At 56.8% G+C, this 20,297-nt stretch carries 13 protein-coding genes; 7 read left to right on the top strand and 6 right to left on the bottom strand.

What is annotated here, in order from left to right; genetic code table 11:
• Positions 1 to 33: 33 nt before the first annotated feature.
• On the bottom strand, positions 34 to 1,791 hold the full coding sequence (locus tag MUN82_RS13090) for an OstA-like protein (RefSeq protein ID WP_245091083.1): 1,758 nt from the start codon (positions 1,789 to 1,791) through the stop codon (positions 34 to 36).
• Between the two features lie 225 nt (positions 1,792 to 2,016).
• On the opposite strand from MUN82_RS13090, the gene tilS reads away from it, so the two are divergent.
• From tilS to MUN82_RS13105, 3 genes are all read left to right on the top strand, one after another.
• On the top strand, positions 2,017 to 3,345 hold the full coding sequence (gene tilS / locus MUN82_RS13095; RefSeq protein WP_245091085.1) for a tRNA lysidine(34) synthetase TilS: 1,329 nt from the start codon (positions 2,017 to 2,019) through the stop codon (positions 3,343 to 3,345).
• 144 nt (positions 3,346 to 3,489) lie between these two features.
• Entirely contained in the window at positions 3,490 to 4,431 is a 942-nt protein-coding gene (gene mdh, locus MUN82_RS13100) for a malate dehydrogenase (RefSeq protein WP_245091087.1), read from the top strand.
• Between the two features lie 287 nt (positions 4,432 to 4,718).
• The gene (locus MUN82_RS13105) at positions 4,719 to 5,744 is read left to right on the top strand and encodes an aldo/keto reductase (protein WP_245091089.1); all 1,026 of its coding nucleotides are present in this window, start codon (positions 4,719 to 4,721) and stop codon (positions 5,742 to 5,744) included.
• Between the two features lie 89 nt (positions 5,745 to 5,833).
• Here MUN82_RS13105 and MUN82_RS13110 read toward each other — a convergent pair whose 3' ends face one another.
• From MUN82_RS13110 to mutL, 3 genes are all read right to left on the bottom strand, one after another.
• Positions 5,834 to 6,721 (bottom strand): rhomboid family protein, encoded by an 888-nt coding sequence (locus MUN82_RS13110; RefSeq protein WP_245091091.1) that lies wholly within the window; start codon positions 6,719 to 6,721, stop codon positions 5,834 to 5,836.
• A gap of 84 nt (positions 6,722 to 6,805) precedes the next feature.
• Complete coding sequence (locus MUN82_RS13115) at positions 6,806 to 7,582, bottom strand: rhomboid family intramembrane serine protease (RefSeq protein ID WP_245091092.1); 777 nt, start codon at positions 7,580 to 7,582, stop codon at positions 6,806 to 6,808.
• Between the two features lie 198 nt (positions 7,583 to 7,780).
• Entirely contained in the window at positions 7,781 to 9,781 is a 2,001-nt protein-coding gene (mutL, locus tag MUN82_RS13120; RefSeq protein WP_245091093.1) for a DNA mismatch repair endonuclease MutL, read from the bottom strand.
• A 271-nt stretch (positions 9,782 to 10,052) separates the two neighbouring features.
• Between mutL and MUN82_RS13125 the strand changes: the two genes are divergently transcribed.
• Both MUN82_RS13125 and bshA read left to right on the top strand, forming a co-directional pair.
• Positions 10,053 to 13,013, top strand: a complete 2,961-nt coding sequence (locus MUN82_RS13125; protein WP_245091094.1) for a serine hydrolase domain-containing protein — start codon at positions 10,053 to 10,055, stop codon at positions 13,011 to 13,013.
• A gap of 184 nt (positions 13,014 to 13,197) precedes the next feature.
• Positions 13,198 to 14,334: an N-acetyl-alpha-D-glucosaminyl L-malate synthase BshA gene (gene bshA / locus MUN82_RS13130; RefSeq protein WP_245091095.1), complete on the top strand. Its 1,137-nt coding sequence runs from the start codon at positions 13,198 to 13,200 to the stop codon at positions 14,332 to 14,334.
• Between the two features lie 162 nt (positions 14,335 to 14,496).
• On the opposite strand, the gene MUN82_RS13135 is transcribed toward bshA, so the two are convergent.
• A complete protein-coding gene (locus MUN82_RS13135; RefSeq protein WP_245091096.1) occupies positions 14,497 to 15,027 on the bottom strand; it encodes a 5' nucleotidase, NT5C type in 531 nt (176 codons plus the stop codon).
• A gap of 58 nt (positions 15,028 to 15,085) precedes the next feature.
• A complete protein-coding gene (locus tag MUN82_RS13140; RefSeq protein ID WP_245091097.1) occupies positions 15,086 to 15,442 on the bottom strand; it encodes an MGMT family protein in 357 nt (118 codons plus the stop codon).
• Between the two features lie 329 nt (positions 15,443 to 15,771).
• On the opposite strand from MUN82_RS13140, the gene MUN82_RS13145 reads away from it, so the two are divergent.
• Positions 15,772 to 16,899 (top strand): efflux RND transporter periplasmic adaptor subunit, encoded by a 1,128-nt coding sequence (locus MUN82_RS13145; protein ID WP_245091098.1) that lies wholly within the window; start codon positions 15,772 to 15,774, stop codon positions 16,897 to 16,899.
• A 238-nt stretch (positions 16,900 to 17,137) separates the two neighbouring features.
• Complete coding sequence (locus tag MUN82_RS13150; protein WP_245091099.1) at positions 17,138 to 20,266, top strand: efflux RND transporter permease subunit; 3,129 nt, start codon at positions 17,138 to 17,140, stop codon at positions 20,264 to 20,266.
• The last annotated feature ends 31 nt before the right edge of the window (positions 20,267 to 20,297 follow it).

The raw sequence follows: 20,297 nt of genomic DNA on the forward strand, positions 1-20,297 counted from the left end.
CGCCCGAATCAAAGACAGCACAGAACGAGGTACTTACCGGGAAGCGGGTTTGCCGGTGGCTACCGGCGCCTTGCGGCTGGGGGCTACTGGCCGGGCTTTGGGGGCCGTTTTTGTTTTTTTAGACTTGGGCTTCGCTTTAGCTTTCGGCTTGGCAGGCGTCCCAAACTGCTGCCCTAACACTTGCTGGCGGGTAGGCCGTTCCGTGATGCGCCACTGAAAGCCTTTCAGCTTGCGGTCCTCATCCTTTAGCTCGTGGGGCGGAATGAAGCTGGCATCGGGATTAGTATAATAAGTGACTTTGGGAGCTTTTTTGCCCTCTGTGAAGCGCAACGCCATCGAGGCGCCCACAGCCTTGTTCATGCCCGTGAGGGCAGTATCACCATCAAGAGCAAAGTAGAGGCTCTCGGCGTTGCCAAGCACCGTAATTTTTTTCAGTTTGCTGTCTGCGAAGTAGGCCACCATGTTGCGGCCCTTCACCTGGTTGTAGTTGAGCAGCGTATCCTCGGCAATGCTAAATGCGTTGGCGTACAGGCGCATCTGGTCAATCTTGCCGTTGCGCAGCCGGATTTCCATGCTGTCAGATGTGAGCTGATTTTGCTCCTGCCACAGAATAGGCTTCCTGTTGAGGTAGATAACCGAATCCTGCCGGTCGTAGGTTAGCGAGTCGCAGGCACCTTGCAGGTCGCTGCGATAGATGCGGGCCCTAGGGTAGGCATACAGCACGCTGGCGTTAAGCTGCTTTTGGGTAGGCGGCAACGGGGCGGTAGTTTGAAAACGCACACCCGGCTTGGGGCGCGGCGGTGGCGGCGGTGCCGGCCTACCCTCCACACTCATCAGGGTATCGCCGGCTAGATACAGCGTGTCGTTGCCGGAGATGTTGCGCATCACGGGTGAGCCGTACACTTTGGCTTTGCCTAGCGCCCGCCAGTACCGCCCCACGTCGCCCCGAATGACAAGGTTGTCTTTCTTGGACGTCATGGACACATGGCCGGTAGCAATGCCATAGCTGGTGTTTTCATCGTATACCAGCTTGTCGCCGCCCAGCAGGTAGTCAGGCGTTTCTATTTTGGCATTCTTTTGAAAGTCAGCCACTTTTGTGATGGTATTATACGTGCCGTTTTCGGCGTAGAGCGTGCGGTTCAGCTTGTCGACGATACGAGTAGGCCCGAAGAAATACACCACCTTCGACATGGTATTGTACTGCAAGGTGTCGCTGCGTATCTCGTTGCTTTTCGTGACCACGTGCACGTTGCGTCGGAAGCTGAATACTTTGCTTTCGGTATTGTAGTAGCCAAACTGACTATCGAGCGTGTTTTCGGGGTCCTGCAGGTGGCCGCCGGTGCTGTAGTAGGCCAGGTTGCGGGTCAGGTCGTAGTCGAGTAAGCTGGTGGTGAGCGTCATGCGCGGGTCGCGCATCACCACGTTGCCGGTCATGCGGGCCGTTCGGGCGTTGCCGTCGTAGAAACCCTTCTCGCCGGTGATGGTCACGGTGTCGTTCTGCACGATGCGCACGTTGCTGAACGCATCCACCGTATTACGTTCCATATACTGGTAGGCCGAGTCGCAGAAAAGCAGCGTAGTGCCTTGCTTGAAGCGCACGTTGCCTAGCAGTTTGCGGATTTTCACGCCGTTGAACTCGCCCCCCACAAACTGGTCGGTACCCAATAGCTCCACAGGCGGGTTCTTACTGCTTGCAGCCGGCCGGCCGGCCGGCGTAGCCGGGCGCTGCGCCCAGCTAAAAAAGGGCGCCAAGAGCAGAAAAAAGAGAAAAACGGATTTCGGGAACGACATTTCGGCGCAAAGGTACGGAAGGTCGGTTGCTAACGGTCATCTTTGTAGAATAGTGCTTTTTTGTTGCTTCTACAGAACATCATTGTCATCCTGAGCGGAGCGAAGGACCTTATCACGCATGAGCGATAATCGTTATTATGACTCGTTCAACGTGAAAAGGTCCTTCGCAAGCTCAGGATGACGGATAGGACTGCTCTAAAGCTCCGGTTCCCTACCCCACTCCCCATGCTCGACCAGATTCGTCAGTTCATCCTCGATAATAATCTTTTCTCCCCTACTACCGATACCGTGCTTGTGGCCGTGAGCGGTGGGCAGGACTCGGTAGTCCTACTCGACGTGCTGCACCGCCTGGGTGTACAAATAGCGGTAGCGCACTGCCACTTCGGCCTACGTGGCGACGAGGCTGACGCCGACGAGCAGTTTGTGCGCAAGCTGGCTAAGCAGTACGAAGCGCCCTACTTCGCGGAGTTCTTTCAGACCAAAGCATTTGCCCAGCAGGAAGGCATTTCGACGCAGATGGCCGCCCGCGCTTTGCGCTACACGTGGTTTGAGCAGGTGCGCCAACGTGAGGGCTACACCTGCATCGCTACGGCCCACCACCAGCGCGATGCCGCCGAAACCATGCTGCTCAACCTCACGCACGGTACCGGCTTGGCGGGTTTGCACGGCATTCCGGCCAAAAGCGGCCACGTGGTGCGCCCCCTCCTACCCATCGACAAACCCGCCTTGTTTGATTATCTGGTGGAAAACCGCTTGATCTGGCGCGAAGATGCCAGCAACGACTCGCCTGTGTACCAACGCAACCGCCTGCGCCAGGAGGTGCTGCCGGTGCTGCGCGACATCAACCCCAACCTCGACCAGACTCTGCAAATCACCGCCGAGCGGGTAGGCGGGGCCGAGGAAATTGTGCGCCGCTACGTGCAGGACACGGCTGCCGAAGCCCAACGCACCGAAAATGAAGTAACCTACCTGCGTATTGACACGCTGCAACGCACGGCGGCCACGGCACTGGTGCTGCACGAACTGCTGCGGCCGTTTGGGTTTTCCTACCTCGTGGTGAAGGATATTGTGGCGGCGTTCGGCGCTGAGCCGGGCCGGCAGTTCGACTCGCCTACCCACCGCTTGGTGAAGGACCGCGACCAGCTGGTGATTACGCGCCGCAACCTCGGCAACTTCGGCACGCACCAGATAGCCGCCGGGCAGGAGACGCTGAAAATCGACGGGCTGCACCTGCGGCTGGCGCTGCACGAGGCCGAGGATTTTGCCCTACCCCGCGCCAAAAACCAAGCGGCCCTAGATGCCGATAAGCTGAAGTTTCCGCTGGTGGTGCGGCGCTGGCAGGAGGGCGACTGGTTTATGCCCATCGGTATGAAAGGCAAAAAGAAGCTCTCGGATTTCCTCATCGACCAGAAAATCCCACTGAACCTGAAGGACGACGTGCGCGTGCTGGTATCCGGCGACGGTAAGATTGCCTGGGTGATTGGCTTGCGGCCGGATGACCGGTTTAAGGTGACGGAGGAGACGCAGAGCGTGCTGGCCGTGCAGCGAATGTAGAGGCGCGTTGCACGCGCCCATCGTTGCCGAATCTGACGAAACGCAATACGATTTCGGCCAATACCTATCGTTACTGTGCAGCGTTCGGGGTTTTCGGTTACATTTACGCGTATCGCATTTCCTACCCACTCAACGTATTCACTGATGAAAGTTACCGTAGTTGGGGCTGGCAACGTGGGCGCAACCTGCGCCGATGTACTTGCCACCCGCGAAATTGCCAATGAAGTAGTACTGGTTGATATCAAGGAAGGCTTCGCCGAAGGCAAGGCGCTTGATATCTGGCAGAAAGCCCCCATTATTGGCTACGATACCCGTACCGTGGGCGTAACGGGCGACTACTCGCGCACCGCCGACTCCGATGTGGTGGTGATTACCTCTGGCCTACCCCGCAAGCCCGGCATGAGCCGCGACGACCTGATTTCGACCAACGCCGGCATCGTAAAATCGGTGACAGAGCAAGTGGTGAAGTATTCGCCCAACGCCATCATCATCATCGTGAGTAACCCGCTCGACGTGATGACCTACCAAGCCCACCTCACTTCCGGCAAAGACCGCACGAAGGTGTTTGGCATGGCCGGTATCCTGGACACAGCCCGTTACCGCGCCTTCTTGGCTGAGGCCCTGAACGTTAGCCCCAAAGACATTCAGGCGGTGCTGATGGGCGGCCACGGCGACACCATGGTGCCCCTACCCCGCTACACCACTGTGGGCGGCATACCTGTTACAGAACTGATTGGCAAAGAGGAACTAGACGCCATTGTGCAGCGCACGGCCCAAGGCGGCGGCGAGCTGGTGAAGCTCATGGGTACCTCGGCTTGGTATGCACCCGGCGCAGCGGCGGCTCAGATGGTAGAAGCCATTGTGCGCGACCAGCGCCGCGTATTCCCCGTGTGCATCAAGCTGGAAGGCGAGTATGGCATCGATGGTGTGTACTTGGGTGCGCCGGTCATTCTCGGCAAAAACGGCATCGAGAAAGTGATTGAGTTGCAACTCAACGACGAGGAAAAAGCGCTACTGGAAACCTCTCGCGGCCACGTGAAAGAAGTGATGGACGCGCTGGATAAAATGAGTCAAACTAACGCGTAAGGATAGTTAGTAACCTACCCCAAAACGGGCCGCCCTGCAGATGCAGGGCGGCCCGTTTGTGATTAATCAGGCTGTCATGCTGAGCTTGTCGAAGCATCTCTACAGATAGTAAATCAATTACTTAAAGTGGAGACGCTTCGACAAGCTCAGCATAACAGCCTATAGTCATTGTTCCATCAGTACCATCATCAAAACTTCGGCCTGGCCGGTTGGTTGTTCTGCACAATAGGCTACCCAAGTGGCAGCCGCTACACACGGTATTTCTCACCCTAAATTCTTGCATACGTATGGAACATCGTCAGCTAGGAGCTTCGGGCCTGCGCATTCCGGTACTGAGCTTTGGCACAGCTACTTTCGGCGGAAGCACCGAATTCTTCAAACCCTGGGGTACTACGCAGGTAGAAGAAGCTCGGAAGCTTGTTGACATTTGCCTGGAAGCCGGCGCCAATTTGTTCGACACGGCCAACGTGTACTCGCTAGGTGCGGCGGAAGAAATTCTGGGCAAGGTGCTGGAGGGCCGTCGCCACGAAACGCTGATATCTACCAAGGCTACCTTCCCGATGGGCGAAGGTCCGCAGGAGTATGGCTCATCGCGCCAGCACCTGGTGCGCGCCTGCGAAGATTCGCTACGCCGCCTGCGCACCGACTACATCGATATTTACCACATGCACGGCTTTGACGCACATACGCCGGTAGACGAAACGCTGCGCACGCTCGATACGCTGGTGCAAAGCGGCAAGGTGCGCTACATTGCCTGCTCCAATTTTTCGGGCTGGCATTTGATGAAGTCCATGTCTGTATCGGAGCGGCACGGGTGGGCACGCTATGTGGGGCACCAAGTATACTACTCGCTGCTCCACCGCGAGTTTGAGTGGGAGCTGATGCCGCTGGGCCTCGACCAGGGGGTAGGAACCCTGGTATGGAGTCCGTTGTCGGCGGGGCTGCTGAGCGGTAAAATCCGCCGTGGCCAGCCCCTACCCGAGGGTAGCCGACTGGCACAGGGCGGCGGCCAAGGTCCGCAGGTGCCCGATGAGCGCCTGTTTGCCATTGTGGATGTGCTAGACGAGGTAGCGGCAGAAACCGAGAAAACCGTGGCCCAGGTTGCACTCAACTGGCTGTTGCAGCGCCCTACCGTTGTGAACCTAGTCGTGGGGGCTCGCAACGAGGAGCAGCTGCGTCAGAACCTGGACGCCACCGACTGGAACCTCACGCCAGAGCAAGTAGCCCGCCTCGACGCCGTGAGCGACACCACACCTACCTACCCCTACTGGCACCAGCGCCAGTTTCCTATGCTCGGAGCGTCGGCGCTCTAAGCCTGAGACCTGTTATTCAAATAGTTGGGCCGGCTGGAGCACGTGCAAAAACGTGTTCCAGCCGGCCCGACTGCTGTATTGCTATTTCCTTATTGCTGACTTGCCCGGAACAGCTTTTGCTTTTCCTCTTTCGACAGGCTCTCGTAGCCGGAGCGCGAAATCTTATCCAGAATGGAGTCGATGTCGTCGGCGTCGGGTTGGGTGGTGCCGGTGCGGGCCTTGGTGGTAGGCGGCACGGTAGCGCGGTTGCGGTGCGACACGCGCAGGTTGGGCCGCCCCGTAAACAAGCCCCCTACCCAGTCGCCGATGGCAAGGATGGGTCGTCCCATGTCACGCCCGGCTTGCAACTGCTTGATGAAGACGAAGCCTAAGATAGCGCCGCCAAGGTGGGCCATCTGGCCACCAGTATTTCCTCCATCAAGACCGATTAAAAAAATTATTACTAGAGCTAACGCAATGTATTTAATTCGTACTGGACCGATAAGAATTAAGTTAAACTCATAATTAGGCAACAAAGTAGCAGCTCCTACAATGATAGCAACTACTGCTCCAGAAGCTCCTTCTAAAAGCGGCCTAGAAGTTTGTAAGCTTGGAATAAAATTGTAACCGATTAAAAAGAGAGCAGCACCTGCTAAAGCCCCTAAAATATATAGACTCACTACTTTACGCTCGCCTAAATACTCTCGTATTAGCGCTCCAAACCAATACAAGTTCAACAAATTGAAAAGAATATGAAAAAAGTCTTCATGTAAGAAAGCATAAGTTAATAATGTCCATGGGCGATACATTAATAAATCGGTATTAGCTGGCAGCGCTAATTGTTCAATAATATCACCGTAATAAGGTTGTTTACTAAATGATAATATTATTTTGACAATCTTAATTATCAAAAATACCAATCCATTAATCAGCAACAGCTGATTCAGCGAGTTGTCGCGACGGTTGAAAGCAGTCCGAATATCGTTAAAGATGCTCATAGAAGAGGAGTTGCGAATTGATACATTGCGAGTTGCGGGTTGCGCTGTTTCGATACCGGCAACTCACAACCGGTAACTTGCAACTCAATAAAACTGGCCGCGGCTTCGCTCCCAAATTTTCAACACAATGAAGCCAATCAACATTCCACCCAAATGAGCGAAGTGTGCCACTGTGTCGCCCGGCACGCGGTGCACGCCCTGGAACAGCTCGAAGGCCGCGTAGCCAAATACCATGTACTTGGCCTTCACCGGAAACGGAATAAACAAGAGCATTAACTCTGTGTTCGGGAACAGGTAGGCAAACGCCATCAGAATCCCGAAAATTGCGCCCGACGCGCCGAGCATGGGCACGTTGAAGCTCTGGTTGAAAACATCGTCCAGGTTTTGAGTGGCTTGGGCAATATTGGCGGGAGTAGGGCTCTGCTTTAAGATTTGCGCATTCTGCTGATAAGGAGCTTCGGGAAGGTAGGCCCGGAAGAAATCGGCATAGTTGCCGGGGCTAGGGTCTTGGCGAAACTCTATCCGCGCTTGGTTCATCTTATCTAGCTCATAATAGCGCACCCCCGAATACAGCACGCCGGCCCCTACCCCACAAATCAACCAGAAAGTCAGGAAGCGGTTGGCGCCCCACTGCATTTCCAGCAAAGGCCCGAAGCTGATAAGCGCGAACATGTTAAACAGGATGTGCATCACACCACCGTGCATAAACATGTATGTCAGAAACTGCCACGGCTGGTAGTTGGGCGAACCCACTGGGAACAGCGCCAGCATAATAGTTTGGTCGCCGAGCACTTGCTGCGCTACGAACATAAGCACGTTGAGCAGCAGGATATTCCGGACGGCCGGGGTGAGGTTGAACATCGAAAGAAGGTAGGGAAGTGATGTAGGTTAGATAGAATTCTGGCATCTCACTCCGACTGGTCGTCCTGAGCTTGCGAAGGACCTTATATCCGCAGAACGACTTGCGTAATAACAACTTGTTCTTGCTTGATAAGGTCCTTCGCAAGCTCAGGACGACCAGTCGGAGTGAGATGGCGACAGACGAATTTCATTCATGACCTACGGCTTACGAAAAAAGTCCTGAATCTGGTTGAGTTCCAGCAACACCAGGGTACGGCGGCCGTCGGGGGTGTAGCCGGGTACCTGACAAGCAAAGAGTCGGTCGGCTAGGGCGTTCATTTCCAGATCGGAAAGGCGGGCAGTGGCAGCGCTGCTGGCCACGCGGCGTGCCAGGGCGCGGGCTACCTGCTCACGCCGGTCGAGCTTCACAGGGCCGGCGTGGGTCCGAAACTGCTCGATGAGACCCTCTAGCAGCGCTTGCTCGTCGCGGGCGGGCACATCGGCTGGAATGCCTTCCACAGCCACCGTAAACTTGCCGAACTCCGTGAAACGAAAGCCCAACGCGTGTAGAGCATCGGTCACCTCCCGCAACACCGCAAAATCTTGGGGCGAAAACGTGACGGTGCGTGGAAACAGTAGCGTTTGCGAGGCGCCGCCCTCGCGCTCCAACGCTTGGGCATACTGCTCAAACAGGATTCGCTCGCGGGCCGCTACCTGGTCAATCAGCATCACCCCCGATTTCACGGGCACCAGCAAATACTGCTGATGCACTTGCAGCACCCGGTTGCCGGGGCCGTTGGCCGTTTCGCGCAGAGGTAGCTCGGGATTGGCTTCCACTGGCGGCTGGGCCGGTGCTTTGGGCGGCATGGCGGCGAGAAAATCCGCCATATCGGTAGCAGCAGCACTGCCCCTGGGTTTGGGTGCGGCCGGGGCCTCACCTTCCAAGTCGGCCGCCGACAGTTTCCCCAGCGACTTATAAAAGTCCTCCAGGTCGCGCTTGGCCTGCTCGGTGGGGCGTGGGGGTAGGGGCCGCTCGTAGTCGGTTGGCTTATCCGTTTTGGAAGTTGGCTGGCGCACCTGACTGGCAGCTCCACTGGCGGCAGCAGCCAGCGCGTCGGGGCGACGGGCGTCGTCGAAGCGGTTGGGTGTGCTGGGGGTAGCCGGCGACACGCGCAACGGCTGGATAGGGGCAAAATTCACATCGCCCTCAAAATCCAGTGAGGGCGCCATGTTATGAATACCCAACGACTGCTTCACGGCCGAGCGCACAATGGCGTAGACGGTCTTCTCGTCCTCGAACTTGATTTCCGTCTTGGTGGGGTGCACGTTGATGTCGATGGTCTTAGGGTCCAGCTCCAGAAACAGTACATAAAAGGGATGCGTGTCGCGGGGGAGCAAGCCTTCGTAGGCAGCCAGCACGGCGTGATTGAGGTAGGCCGAACGGATGAAGCGGTTGTTGACGAAGAAAAACTGGTCGCCCCTACTTTTCTTGGCCGAAGCCGGCTTACCGATATAGCCGCGCACGGCCAGAAACGGCGTAACTTCCTCCACCTGCGCCAACTGTTCCTTGTAGCCGTTGCCTAGCAGGGCCACAATACGCTGGCTGAGCTTGCCAGCCGGCAGGTTGAACACCTCTAGCTCATTTTGATGCAGAGAAAACCCAATTTGTGGGTTAGCCAGCGCCACGTGCTGAAACTCGTCCAGAATGTGGCGCATCTCCACCGCATTGCTTTTGAGGAAGTTGCGTCGCGCTGGCACATTGAAGAACAGGTTCTTCACGCTGATGCTGGTACCGTCGGGGCAGGCCACGGGCTGCTGACTGCTGATACTAGAGCCCTCTACCAGCAAGAGCGTACCGGTTTCCTGCTGGCGCGGCTTAGTACGCAGTTCCAGCTGCGACACGGCTGCTATGCTGGCCAGCGCCTCGCCCCGGAAACCCAGCGTCCGAATTTTGAACAAGTCCTCCGTCGAGCGAATCTTGCTGGTAGCGTGACGCTCCAGGCTCATGCGCGCATCGGTGGGCGACATGCCCAGGCCGTTGTCGACTACCTGCACCAGCTGTTTGCCGGCGTCTTTGATGATGAGCTGTACTTGCGTGGCACCGGCGTCCACGGCGTTTTCGAGCAGTTCCTTCACCACTGAGGCCGGACGCTGTACCACCTCGCCGGCGGCAATCTGGTTGGCCAAGTATTCGGGAAGCAACTGAATGATATCTGCCATTCCTCAGAAACCGCGGGGCGGGAAGAAGAGTTTGCGAGTTAAAAAGAAGAAAGGCACGGTCTTGGCCACAACCGGCAAGGCAAAATTATCCGTAAGTTTGTGGTTAGCTTTTGCTACCCTAGCGGGTTGCCGCAGCTTTTTGCAGCAGCTTGAGCACCATAGCACTGGTGCGCAAAAGGCCTATTTGGTCGGTCCGTGCGGTTAACAAAAGTAGGGCTATTTCCGCTCGGTTTCAACTTTACGCCTGTTTCAGACGCACCCCACGGCGCCCATGCTCAAGGATTTTCGCATTCAACTTCTGCTGGTTTTCGTGGCGTTTATTGGGCTGATGATTTCGGCGGCCGCCCCGCGTACGGCCCGCGAAGCAGCCCCTACCTCCCTAGCTGAGCAGAATTGGGTGGATAGCGTGTTCAACTCGCTCACGCCCGATCAGCGCATGGGCCAACTGTTTATGGTGGCCGCCTATTCCAACAAGGACCGCCGCCACGTGCAGGGCATTGATGCGTTGGTGAAGAACTACAATGTGGGTGGGCTAATGTTTTTGCAGGGCGGCCCGCGCCGGCAGGCCATCCTTACCAACCGCTACCAGGCCGAAGCCAAAGTACCTCTGCTCATTGCCCTCGATGCCGAATGGGGCCTCGACATGCGCCTCGACTCGACCATGCACTTCGCCAAGGAAATGACCCTGGGCGCCATGGACGACGACCGGTACGTATACCAGATGGGCCGCGAAATTGCCCTAATGCTCAAGACCCTAGGCGTACAGGTAAGCTTCTCGCCGGTGATTGATGTGAATTCCAATCCCTCGAACCCGGTAATCGGCAACCGCTCGTTTGGGGAAGACAAGGACCGCGTAGCCAAAGCCGGGCTGGCCTACATCAGCGGCTTGCAGGACCACGGCGTGGTGGCCGTAGCCAAGCATTTTCCCGGCCACGGCGACACCGATACCGATTCGCACGTAGCTCTACCCGTTATCAACACCGACATGGCGCGGCTCACCAGCGTCGACCTCTACCCTTTTCAGAAGGCCTTCGAGAAGGGGGTGATGGGCGTGATGGTCGGGCACTTGTATATGCCGCTGTTTGATACCGTGCGCACGCTCTCGGCTACCCTCTCGCCTAATCTGGTGACGGGCCTGCTGAAGCAAAAGATGAACTACAAGGGCTTGGTCTTCACGGATGCGCTCAACATGAAGGGCGTGACCAGCTACTACAAACCCGGAGAGGTAGACGCCATGGCCCTGGTGGCCGGCAACGACGTGCTGCTGTTCTCCGAGGATGTGCCCATGGCCCTGCAAAAGATCAAGGAAGCCGTGGCGGCGGGTAAGATTCAGCAGGAAGACATCGACCAACGGGTGCGCAAGATTCTGCGGGCCAAGTTCTGGGCCGGCCTCAACCGCTACCAGCCCGTGGATGTGCCCAACCTGATGCAAAACCTGGACCGCCCCGCGGCCCGCACCGTGCAGCAGCAGATCTACGAGCACGCCACCACCGTAGCCAAAAACCAGGATGACCTCCTACCCTTACAGCGCCTGGATACGTTGCGCATTGCCACCATCACAGTGGGCGCGCCGGCCGGCAGTGTGTTTGGCGCTACTATGAATAAGTACCAAGCTGGGCCGGTGTACGCCATCAGCAACCGCTACGCGCCCGACTCTACCTTCGAGCGGGTGCTTACCCGCCTCACACCCTACAACACGGTGGTGGTGAGCCTGCACAACATGAATAACACGCCTACCCACAACTACGGGCTAGGCGACGGCACCCTGAAATTCATCAAGCGCTTGCAAGCCAATCCGCGCCTGAAAGTGGTGGTGGTAGCCATGGGTAATGCTTATTCGCTGAAATATTTGGAAGACGCTCGCACGCTGGTATGCGGTTACGAAGACAACTACGCTTCGCAGCTAGTAGTACCGCAAGTGCTATTTGGGGCGTTGCCGGCCAAAGGCCAGTTGCCCGTAACGGTGTCGCCTACCCTAAAGGCAGGTGTGGGGCTGCCTACCCCCGACCTGCGCCGCTTGCGCTACACTACCCCCGAAAGCGAAGGCCTAGACTCGAAGGTACTGGCCCAAATCGACAATATTGCGCTTGAAACGGTAGCCTACGCGGCCGCCCCTGGTTGCCAGGTATTGGTAGCCAAAAACGGCGCCGTGGTATTCGATAAAAGCTACGGCTATTACACCTACAATAAGGAGCAGGCCGTGAGCAATAGCACGCTCTACGACTTGGCCTCCGTGACCAAAGTAGCTGGCACTCTACAGGCTGTGATGTATCTGAAGGATCAGGGCAAGCTCGACCTAGATGCCAAGCTCTCTACCTACCTGCCTGAGCTACGCAACAGCAACAAGCGCGACATGCTGGTGCGCGACGTGCTGCTGCACCAGGCCGGCCTGAAACCGGGCATTGCCACTTGGGAGAAAACCGTGACCAGCGCCGGACCCAAGCCTGCCTACTACGCTACCACTAGCACCGCGCAGTATCCTAATGAAGTCACGCCCGCGCTGTACAGCGTGAAAACCGCCGACGACTCGGTGTGGACCTGGACCATCAACTCGGCGCTACTGCCCAAGGTGAAGGGCAAATATCCGGTGGAATACAGCGACTTGAGCTTCATTATCATGAAGCACCTGTGCGAGCGTATTTTGAAGCAGCCCATTGAGGACTTCCTGGACGCTACCTTTTATAAACCGCTGGGGCTGGGGTCGATGACGTACAATCCGCTCAACCGCTTCCCCAAATCCTGCATTGCGCCCACTGAGAATGACAACTACTACCGCCACGCGCAGTTGCAGGGCAATGTGCACGATCAGTCGGCGGCGCTGGTGGGCGGCATTGCAGGGCATGCGGGTTTGTTTTCGAATGCCAACGACCTGGCTATTCTGATGCAGATGGACTTGCAGAACGGCAACTACGGTGGTGCCCGCTACTTCCGCACACCCGTGGTGACGGACTTTGTGCGTACCAGTGGCGTGGCCGGCAACCGTCGGGCCCTGGGCTGGGACAAAGGCACACCTGAGAAGGAATCGGGGCCGACATCCAACCTGTCGCCGGCCAGCACGTTTGGGCACACAGGCTTCACAGGCACTTGCGTGTGGCTCGACCCCGAAAACAAAATCGTATATATCTTTCTTTCTAATCGCGTGTACCCCGACGCCAGCAACCGCAAACTGGTGCAATACAACATTCGCACGCGCATTCACGACGTTATCTATAAAGCACTGCAAAAGACATGAGCTGTTGGCTGATTGCATTTTCTTCTGAGTAGCTCCGCATCCGGCGGCCCGGCACCTGTTTTAGGTGGTAGGCCGCCGGTTTTGCTTGCGACATCTGCAACCAGCCGGCCTTATCCGGTTCTTATTTTACTGACTCCCCTTCCACCATCCGCGCAGTTCCTTGCGCCTCTGCCCGCCCTACCCTATGAACATCGGCATTGTTTGTTACCCCACTTTTGGCGGCTCCGGCGTGGTAGCCACCGAGCTAGGCAAGGCCCTGGCGCTAAAGGGCCACCGGGTGCACTTCATCACCTACAGCCAGCCCGTACGCCTCGATTTTTTCAACGAAAATCTATTCTACCACGAGGTATATATTCCGCCCTACCCCCTGTTTCAGTTTCCGCCCTATGAACTGGCACTGGCCAGTAAGATGGTAGACATTGTGCAGAATGAAAAGCTGGATGTACTACACGTGCACTACGCCATTCCGCACGCCTCGGCGGCGTATATGGCCAAGCAGATTTTGCTCACGCGCGGCATCCGGGTGCCCGTAGTCACTACCCTGCACGGCACTGATATCACGCTGGTAGGCAAAGATGCCAGCTACGAGCCGGTGGTCACGTTCAGCATCAACCAGAGCGACGGCGTGACGGCCGTATCGGCTGATTTGCGCCGGGAGACGTACGAGTATTTTGCCATCGAGAAGGACATTGAGGTGATTCCGAACTTCATCAACTTGGAGCGCTTCAAGAAGCAGAACAAGGAGCATTTCCGGGCGGCCATTGCGCCCAATGGCGAGAAGCTACTAACGCATACATCCAACTTCCGCTCGGTGAAGCGCGTGGAGGACGTGGTGCGCATCTTTGCCGGTGTGCGCGAGCAGATACCCGCCAAGCTGCTATTGGTAGGCGACGGCCCCGACCGCCCCCGCATCGAGAAAATTGTGCGGGAGTTGGAGCACCATCAGGACGTGCGCTTCTTGGGCAAGCTGGAAGCCGTGGAAGAGGTTCTGAGCGTGACGGACTTATTCCTGATGCCTTCCGAAAAAGAAAGCTTCGGCTTAGCGGCGCTGGAGGCTATGGCCTGCGAAGTGCCTGTGCTGAGCACCAATGCCGGCGGCATTCCCGAACTGAATATTCACGGCGTGACCGGCACCGTGAGCGAAATTGGCGACGTGCCGGACATGGTGAAGCAGGCCTTGTTCATTCTGCAAGACGAAAACCTACCCCGCTTCAAGGCTGCCGCCCTAGCCCGTGCCGAGGAGTTTGAGGTAGGCAAGATTGTGCCGATGTATGAGGATTGCTACCGCCGCGCTATTCAGGCACAATTGGCTTCGGTGTAGGGCAGGAAATCAGAAAAAACAGAACGTCATGCTGAGCTTGTCGAAGCATCTCGCGTGCTCCCACTAATCCAATCGTCAGGAAATTAATGGGAACACGCGAGATGCTTCGACAAGCTCAGCATGACGTTCTTCTTTTACCTCTTACCTTCTCCTACCCTACTCTCACAGCAACAGCTCCCCTACCTCCTGCCAGCTGTGCACGCGGCGGTAGCCGGTTTCGTGGATGTTGTGCGGGGCGTTGAACAGGATACCCTCGCCCCGAAAACGCTCGAAATTAAAGGCGTTGTCGTCGATGAGGTAGTCGGCGTTGAGGATGCTTTTATCGCCACAGAAGACGTAGTTGGACCACGGGATGAACGGGAAGTGCTGTTGCAGCCAGTCGTATTTATCGCGGAAGCAGTTGGGAAACTCCATGGCCGCTGTGGCAATAAATAGCTCGTAGCGCTCCGATAAGGCACGCAATACCTGCTGGCTGTCTTTGATAACGGGCAGGTCGCGGAAGAAGCCCTCTTGGTTCACGTAGTCGCGGATGATGGGCTGGTGCTCGAGTGCCACGGCTTGGTAGGCGCTTTTGCCTTGCAGCTGATCGAGGGTTAGCTCCAGCTGATAATCCCGAAGGTACCACTCTTGGAAGCGGGCGATGGAGTCGGCAATTACCTCGTCCATATCCACGGCAATGCGTTGCTTGGTCATGCTTTCTTGCTGCTTGTCGATTAGTAGTTATAAATAGCTGACCAGACACTTTGTTTATTTACTCCAGCTCCGTGGCGGGGTCCCAAAACAGCTCCCGAAAGTTTTGCACCTGGTCTTCTACCACCCGCACACCTTCAGCCTCTAGTGCCTCTTGCATAGCCGTGGGGGTAGCGAAGTGCTGCCGGCCCGTGAGTAGCCCCAGCCGGTTGATGACGCGGTGCGCGGGCACTGGCTGCCGGGCCGTGTGGGCGGCCATCATGGCCCAGCCCACCATGCGTGCGCCGTGGCGCGCGCCCAGGTAGTTGGCAATGGCGCCGTAGGTAGTCACGCGGCCGGGTGGCACCAAGCGCACTACTTCGTGCACATCCTGAAAAAAATTGCGCTGTGCTTCGGTTGGATTCTTGGGACCGGTCATAGGGTATAAAGGTACGGCGCAGCACCACTTGTAGAACGCGAGCCAACTTGATGCTCTATACTACTTTGCACTGCAATGACTCGTCTGCCTGCATAAAGTAGTAATAACAAATCAGCTGAACAGTTGACAAAATTGCTTCTCAAAAAGCAACGCAAACTGTTCTCATTCCTCGAAAAGCCTGCAACTCGCGGGCTTTTCTTGTGTCTTAACAACAGTAGGTAGCGCAGAGAAACAGTTTCCTAGTAAACTCTAATGCCCTACCTGTCGTTGTGATGGATTGCTAGCCAGCACTATTCACGCTTACGTATTAGTAATCACGCCTTTATTACATGCAAACGCAGGAGCGAGAGGAAGTAGAAACCACCCCGACGACCAGCCCCGGTCGGCGAATCTTAGGTATTGTCATCGCTCTGGCCGTGATAGGCGCGCTGGTTTTTGTGAAGTATCGCTATTTCCCGGCGCCTGATGCGGGCGGCAAGGGGGGCAAAGGCGGCGGAAAAGCAGCGGGTAGCAAAGCTGGTGGCCGCACCCCCGTACAAGTATATCCAGTGGCAGCCACCAGTCTTTCCAACGTGGTAGCCACCACAGGCTCGGTGCTGGCCGATGAGTCGGTGGTTATTCAGAGTGAGATTTCGGGTAAGATTACCAGCCTCAACATCAAGGAAGGCCAGCCGGTGAAGAAAGGCCAATTGCTGTTCACCATCAACGCCGACGAGATTCAGGCCAATCTGAAGCGGCAGGCTTTCAACCTGAAACTGTACCAGGACCAAGAACAGCGCCAGCGCACGCTGTTGGAGAAAGAATACATCAGCGCCCAGGAGTATGAGCAGACCAACAATCTGCTGCTCACGGCCCGTGCCGACGAGCAGGCGCTACGCGCTGCCTTGGCCAAAGCCTACGTGCGGGCACCCTTCAGCGGCGTATTGGGGCTGACGACTGCCACGGTAGGCACTTACGTGAGCCCCGGCACGCAGATTACCACGCTTTCCCGCATCCGTCCTGTGAAGGTTGATTTTGCCGTACCCAGCCGTTTTTCCAACGCTGTGAAGGTAGGCGACCCGGTGACCGTGACCGATGAAGCAACGACCAAGAAATACCAGGCGAAAGTATACGCTATCAACCCTCAGATTGATCCTGTTTCGCGCACGTTGCAGGTGCGGGCGCTCTACTCCAACGCGAAAGATGAGTTGCGTCCCGGCGCCTTCGTGAAGGTGAATTTGCAACTGGGCGCCACCACCGAGGCCCTGCAAATCCCCACCGAAGCCGTCATTCCGGATGCGAGTGGTTACACAGTATATGTGGTGAAAAACGGTAAAGCGGAGTCGCGCAAAGTGAAGATTGGTAATCGCTCCGATAAGCTTATCGAAATCACCGACGGCTTGGCTGTGGGCGACTCGCTAATCCGAACTGGCATTTTACAAGTGAAGGCCGGCGATAAAGTGGCCGTGCAAAAATAGAACGACAACTCCCCTCCTCAGCTGAGGGGACGCTTTGGCTTCAGCCAAAGCTGGGGTGGTTGGCTCGTTGCTGATGTTGCTTATTCGGCACGAACACCACCAAACAGATAATCATATAGTTAGTACTGCTCTATAAACAACATCAGCAACGAACCAACCACCCCAGCCGCCGCTAAAGCGGCGGCATCCCCTCCTCAGCTGAGGAGGGGAGTGTCGTTCTTTTTGTCCCCTACCACCCATGAGTTTATCTTCCACCAGTATCAACCGTCCGGTTCTGGCCATCGTGATGAGCTTGCTCATCGTGATTTTTGGCGTTATCGGATTTCGCTACCTCAGCATCCGGGAATACCCGAGCGTTGACCCGCCGTTTATTTCGGTGTCGACGACGTACACTGGTGCGTCGGCCGACGTGATTCAGTCGCAGATTACGGAGCCCCTGGAGGAGGGCATCAACGGTATTGCGGGTATCCGCAACCTGACCTCTACCTCCCGCGATGGCCGCTCGCAGATCAGCGTAGAGTTTGACCTGGACGCCAACTTGGAAGCCGCCGCCAACGACGTGCGCGACAAGGTCTCAGCGGCCCAACGGCGCCTACCCGACGACGTGGACCCGCCCACCGTGAGCAAGGCCAATGCCGACTCGCAACCCATTGTATTGGTGTACCTTAGCAGCAGCAAGCGCAGCCTACTGGAGCTGACTGACTACGCCAACAACGTGCTGCGCGAACGACTGCAAACCATCCCGGGCGTGAGTGAGGTGAGAGTGTGGGGCGAGCGTAAATACTCCATGCGCCTGTGGTTAGACCCCGTGAAAATGGCCGCACTAGGCGTTTCGCCGGTGGACGTGCAAACGGCTCTGCGCCGCGAAAACGTGGAGCTGCCTGGCGGTGCCGTGCAGGGTGAAGCCACCCAGCTCACGTTGCGCACTATGGGCCGACTCTACTCGGTAGAGGACTTCAACAACCTGATTCTGCGCAACGACCCCACCGCGCTGGTGCGGCTGTCCGATGTGGGTACGGCCGAGCTATACCCCGAAAACGACCAGTCGTCGCTGGCGCGCAACGGCTTTCCGATGGTAGGCATCAACGCGGTACCGCAGCCGGGCTCCAACCAGATTGAAATTGCGAACGAGTTTAACCGGCGCATTGAGCAATACAAAAAGGACTTACCCGAAGACCTGAAGCTGAGCACTGGTTTCGACAACTCCATCTTCATCCGGGCTTCTATTGGCGAAGTAGAACACACGATTATCGAGGCCTTCGTGCTGGTAGTAGTCGTGATTTTCCTGTTCCTGCGCGACTTCCGCTCCACTATTATTCCGGTGGTGGCCATTCCGGTGTCCCTGGTAGGGATTTTCTTTATCATGTACCTGCTGGATTTTTCCATCAATGTACTCACCCTGCTAGCTATTGTACTGGCTATCAGCCTGGTAGTAGACGACGCCATTGTGGTATTGGAAAACATCTACTCCCGCATAGAGGCAGGCGACGACCCGCGGGAAGCGGCCATCAAGGGTTCGGAGGAGATTCTGATGGCCGTGGTATCCACCACGGTGGTGCTGGCGGCGGTATTCCTACCCGTTATTTTCCTGGAGGGTATCACGGGGCGCTTGTTCCGTGAGTTTGGGATTGTGCTGGCGGGCTCGGTATTGATTTCGGCATTTGTGTCGCTGACGCTCACGCCTATGATGTGCTCGCAGATTTTGAAGCGTCAGGAAAGCCACAACTGGTTTTACCGTAAGACAGAGCCCTTCTTCGAGCGCCTGACCAACGGCTACCGCCACAGCCTGGAGGCTTTTCTACGCAACCGCTATCTGGCCTGGCTGATGGTAGTAGGTACGGGGGTAGGTATTTGGTTTTTCATGGGTGCCCTACCCTCCGAGCTGGCGCCGATAGAAGACCGAAACCGCATCAACGTGAATGCCACCGGCCCGGAGGGTGCGTCGTTTGAGTACATGACCACCTACATGAATCAGCTCACGAAAATGATTATCGACTCGGTGGGCAACGAAAACCTAGACAATGTGCTGACCGTGACGGCTCCGAGCGGTGGCGGTGGCGCGGGCGTGGTGAATACCGGTATTGCCCGCATCCTGCTGGTGGACGCCGAAAACCGCCCCATGAGTCAGCAACAATTGGCCGACAAGCTGACCCTCAGCGTGAAGCAGCTCACCAATGGCCGCACTTCCGTGTCGCAGGACCAGAGTATTGGTAATAGCGGCGGGGGCTTGCCGGTACAGTTTGTGTTGCAAACCCAGAACTTCGAGAAGCTGCGCGAAGCGGTACCAAAGTTTCTGGATGCGGCCCGCCAAGACCCTACCTTCAGCTTCGTGGACGTGAACCTGAAGTTCAGTAAGCCCGAGTTGCGCGTGATTATCGACCGCGAGAAGGCGCAGAGCCTGGGCGTGTCGGTGCAGGATATTTCGCAGACGCTGCAAGCCGGCCTTAGCGGAGCGCGCTATGGTTACTTCATCAAAGACAGCAAACAGTACCAGATTATTGGGCAGGTAGCGCGCGAAGACCGCAACCAGCCCCTGGACGTGCGCACGCTCTATGTGAAAAACCGCGAGGGTAAGCTAGTGCAGCTCGACAACGTGATTCGGCTAGAAGAGCAGAGCACGCCGCCCCAGCTCTACCGCTACAACCGCTACAATGCGGCTACCATATCGGCGGCGCTCAGCCCCAACAAGACCCTGGGCGACGGCATTGCTGCCATGCGTCGCATTGCCGACAAAACGCTGGACGACTCGTTCAGCACGGCCCTGTCGGGCGCTTCCCGCGACTTTGAGGAAAGCTCTTCGTCGCTGCTCTTTGCCTTCGGGCTGGCGCTGGTACTGATCTACCTGATTCTGGCCGCGCAGTTTGAGAGTTTCCGTGACCCTGGCATTATTATGATTACGGTACCGCTGGCGTTGGCGGGTGCGTTGCTGAGCTTGTGGTACTTCAACCAGACACTCAACCTATTCTCGCAGATCGGCATTATCATGCTGGTAGGGCTGGTGACGAAGAACGGTATCCTGATTGTGGAGTTTGCCAACCAGCGCGTAGAGCACGGCCTTGATTATATGACGGGCCTTGTGGAAGGGGCCACGGCTCGCTTCCGTCCTATCCTGATGACTTCGCTGTGCGCCGTGCTAGGCATTCTGCCTATTGCCGTGGCCACGGGCGCAGGCGCGTTCAGCCGCCGGGCCATGGGTATTGGGGTAGTAGGCGGTTTGCTGTTCGCCACCATCCTCACGCTGTATGTGGTGCCGGTGATGTACTCCTACTTTGCCACGGCCCGCAAGCACAAGCCTACCTCTGGTGCCGATACCTCGGAGGAGCAGCCCCTACCCTCCGAGCAGCAGCGTGAGCTACAACCGGCATAGATTTCCGTTAGCAGGCCTCCGCCTATTCTTA

Source organism: Hymenobacter aerilatus, assembly GCF_022921095.1.
In the GTDB taxonomy this organism is placed as follows: domain Bacteria; phylum Bacteroidota; class Bacteroidia; order Cytophagales; family Hymenobacteraceae; genus Hymenobacter; species Hymenobacter aerilatus.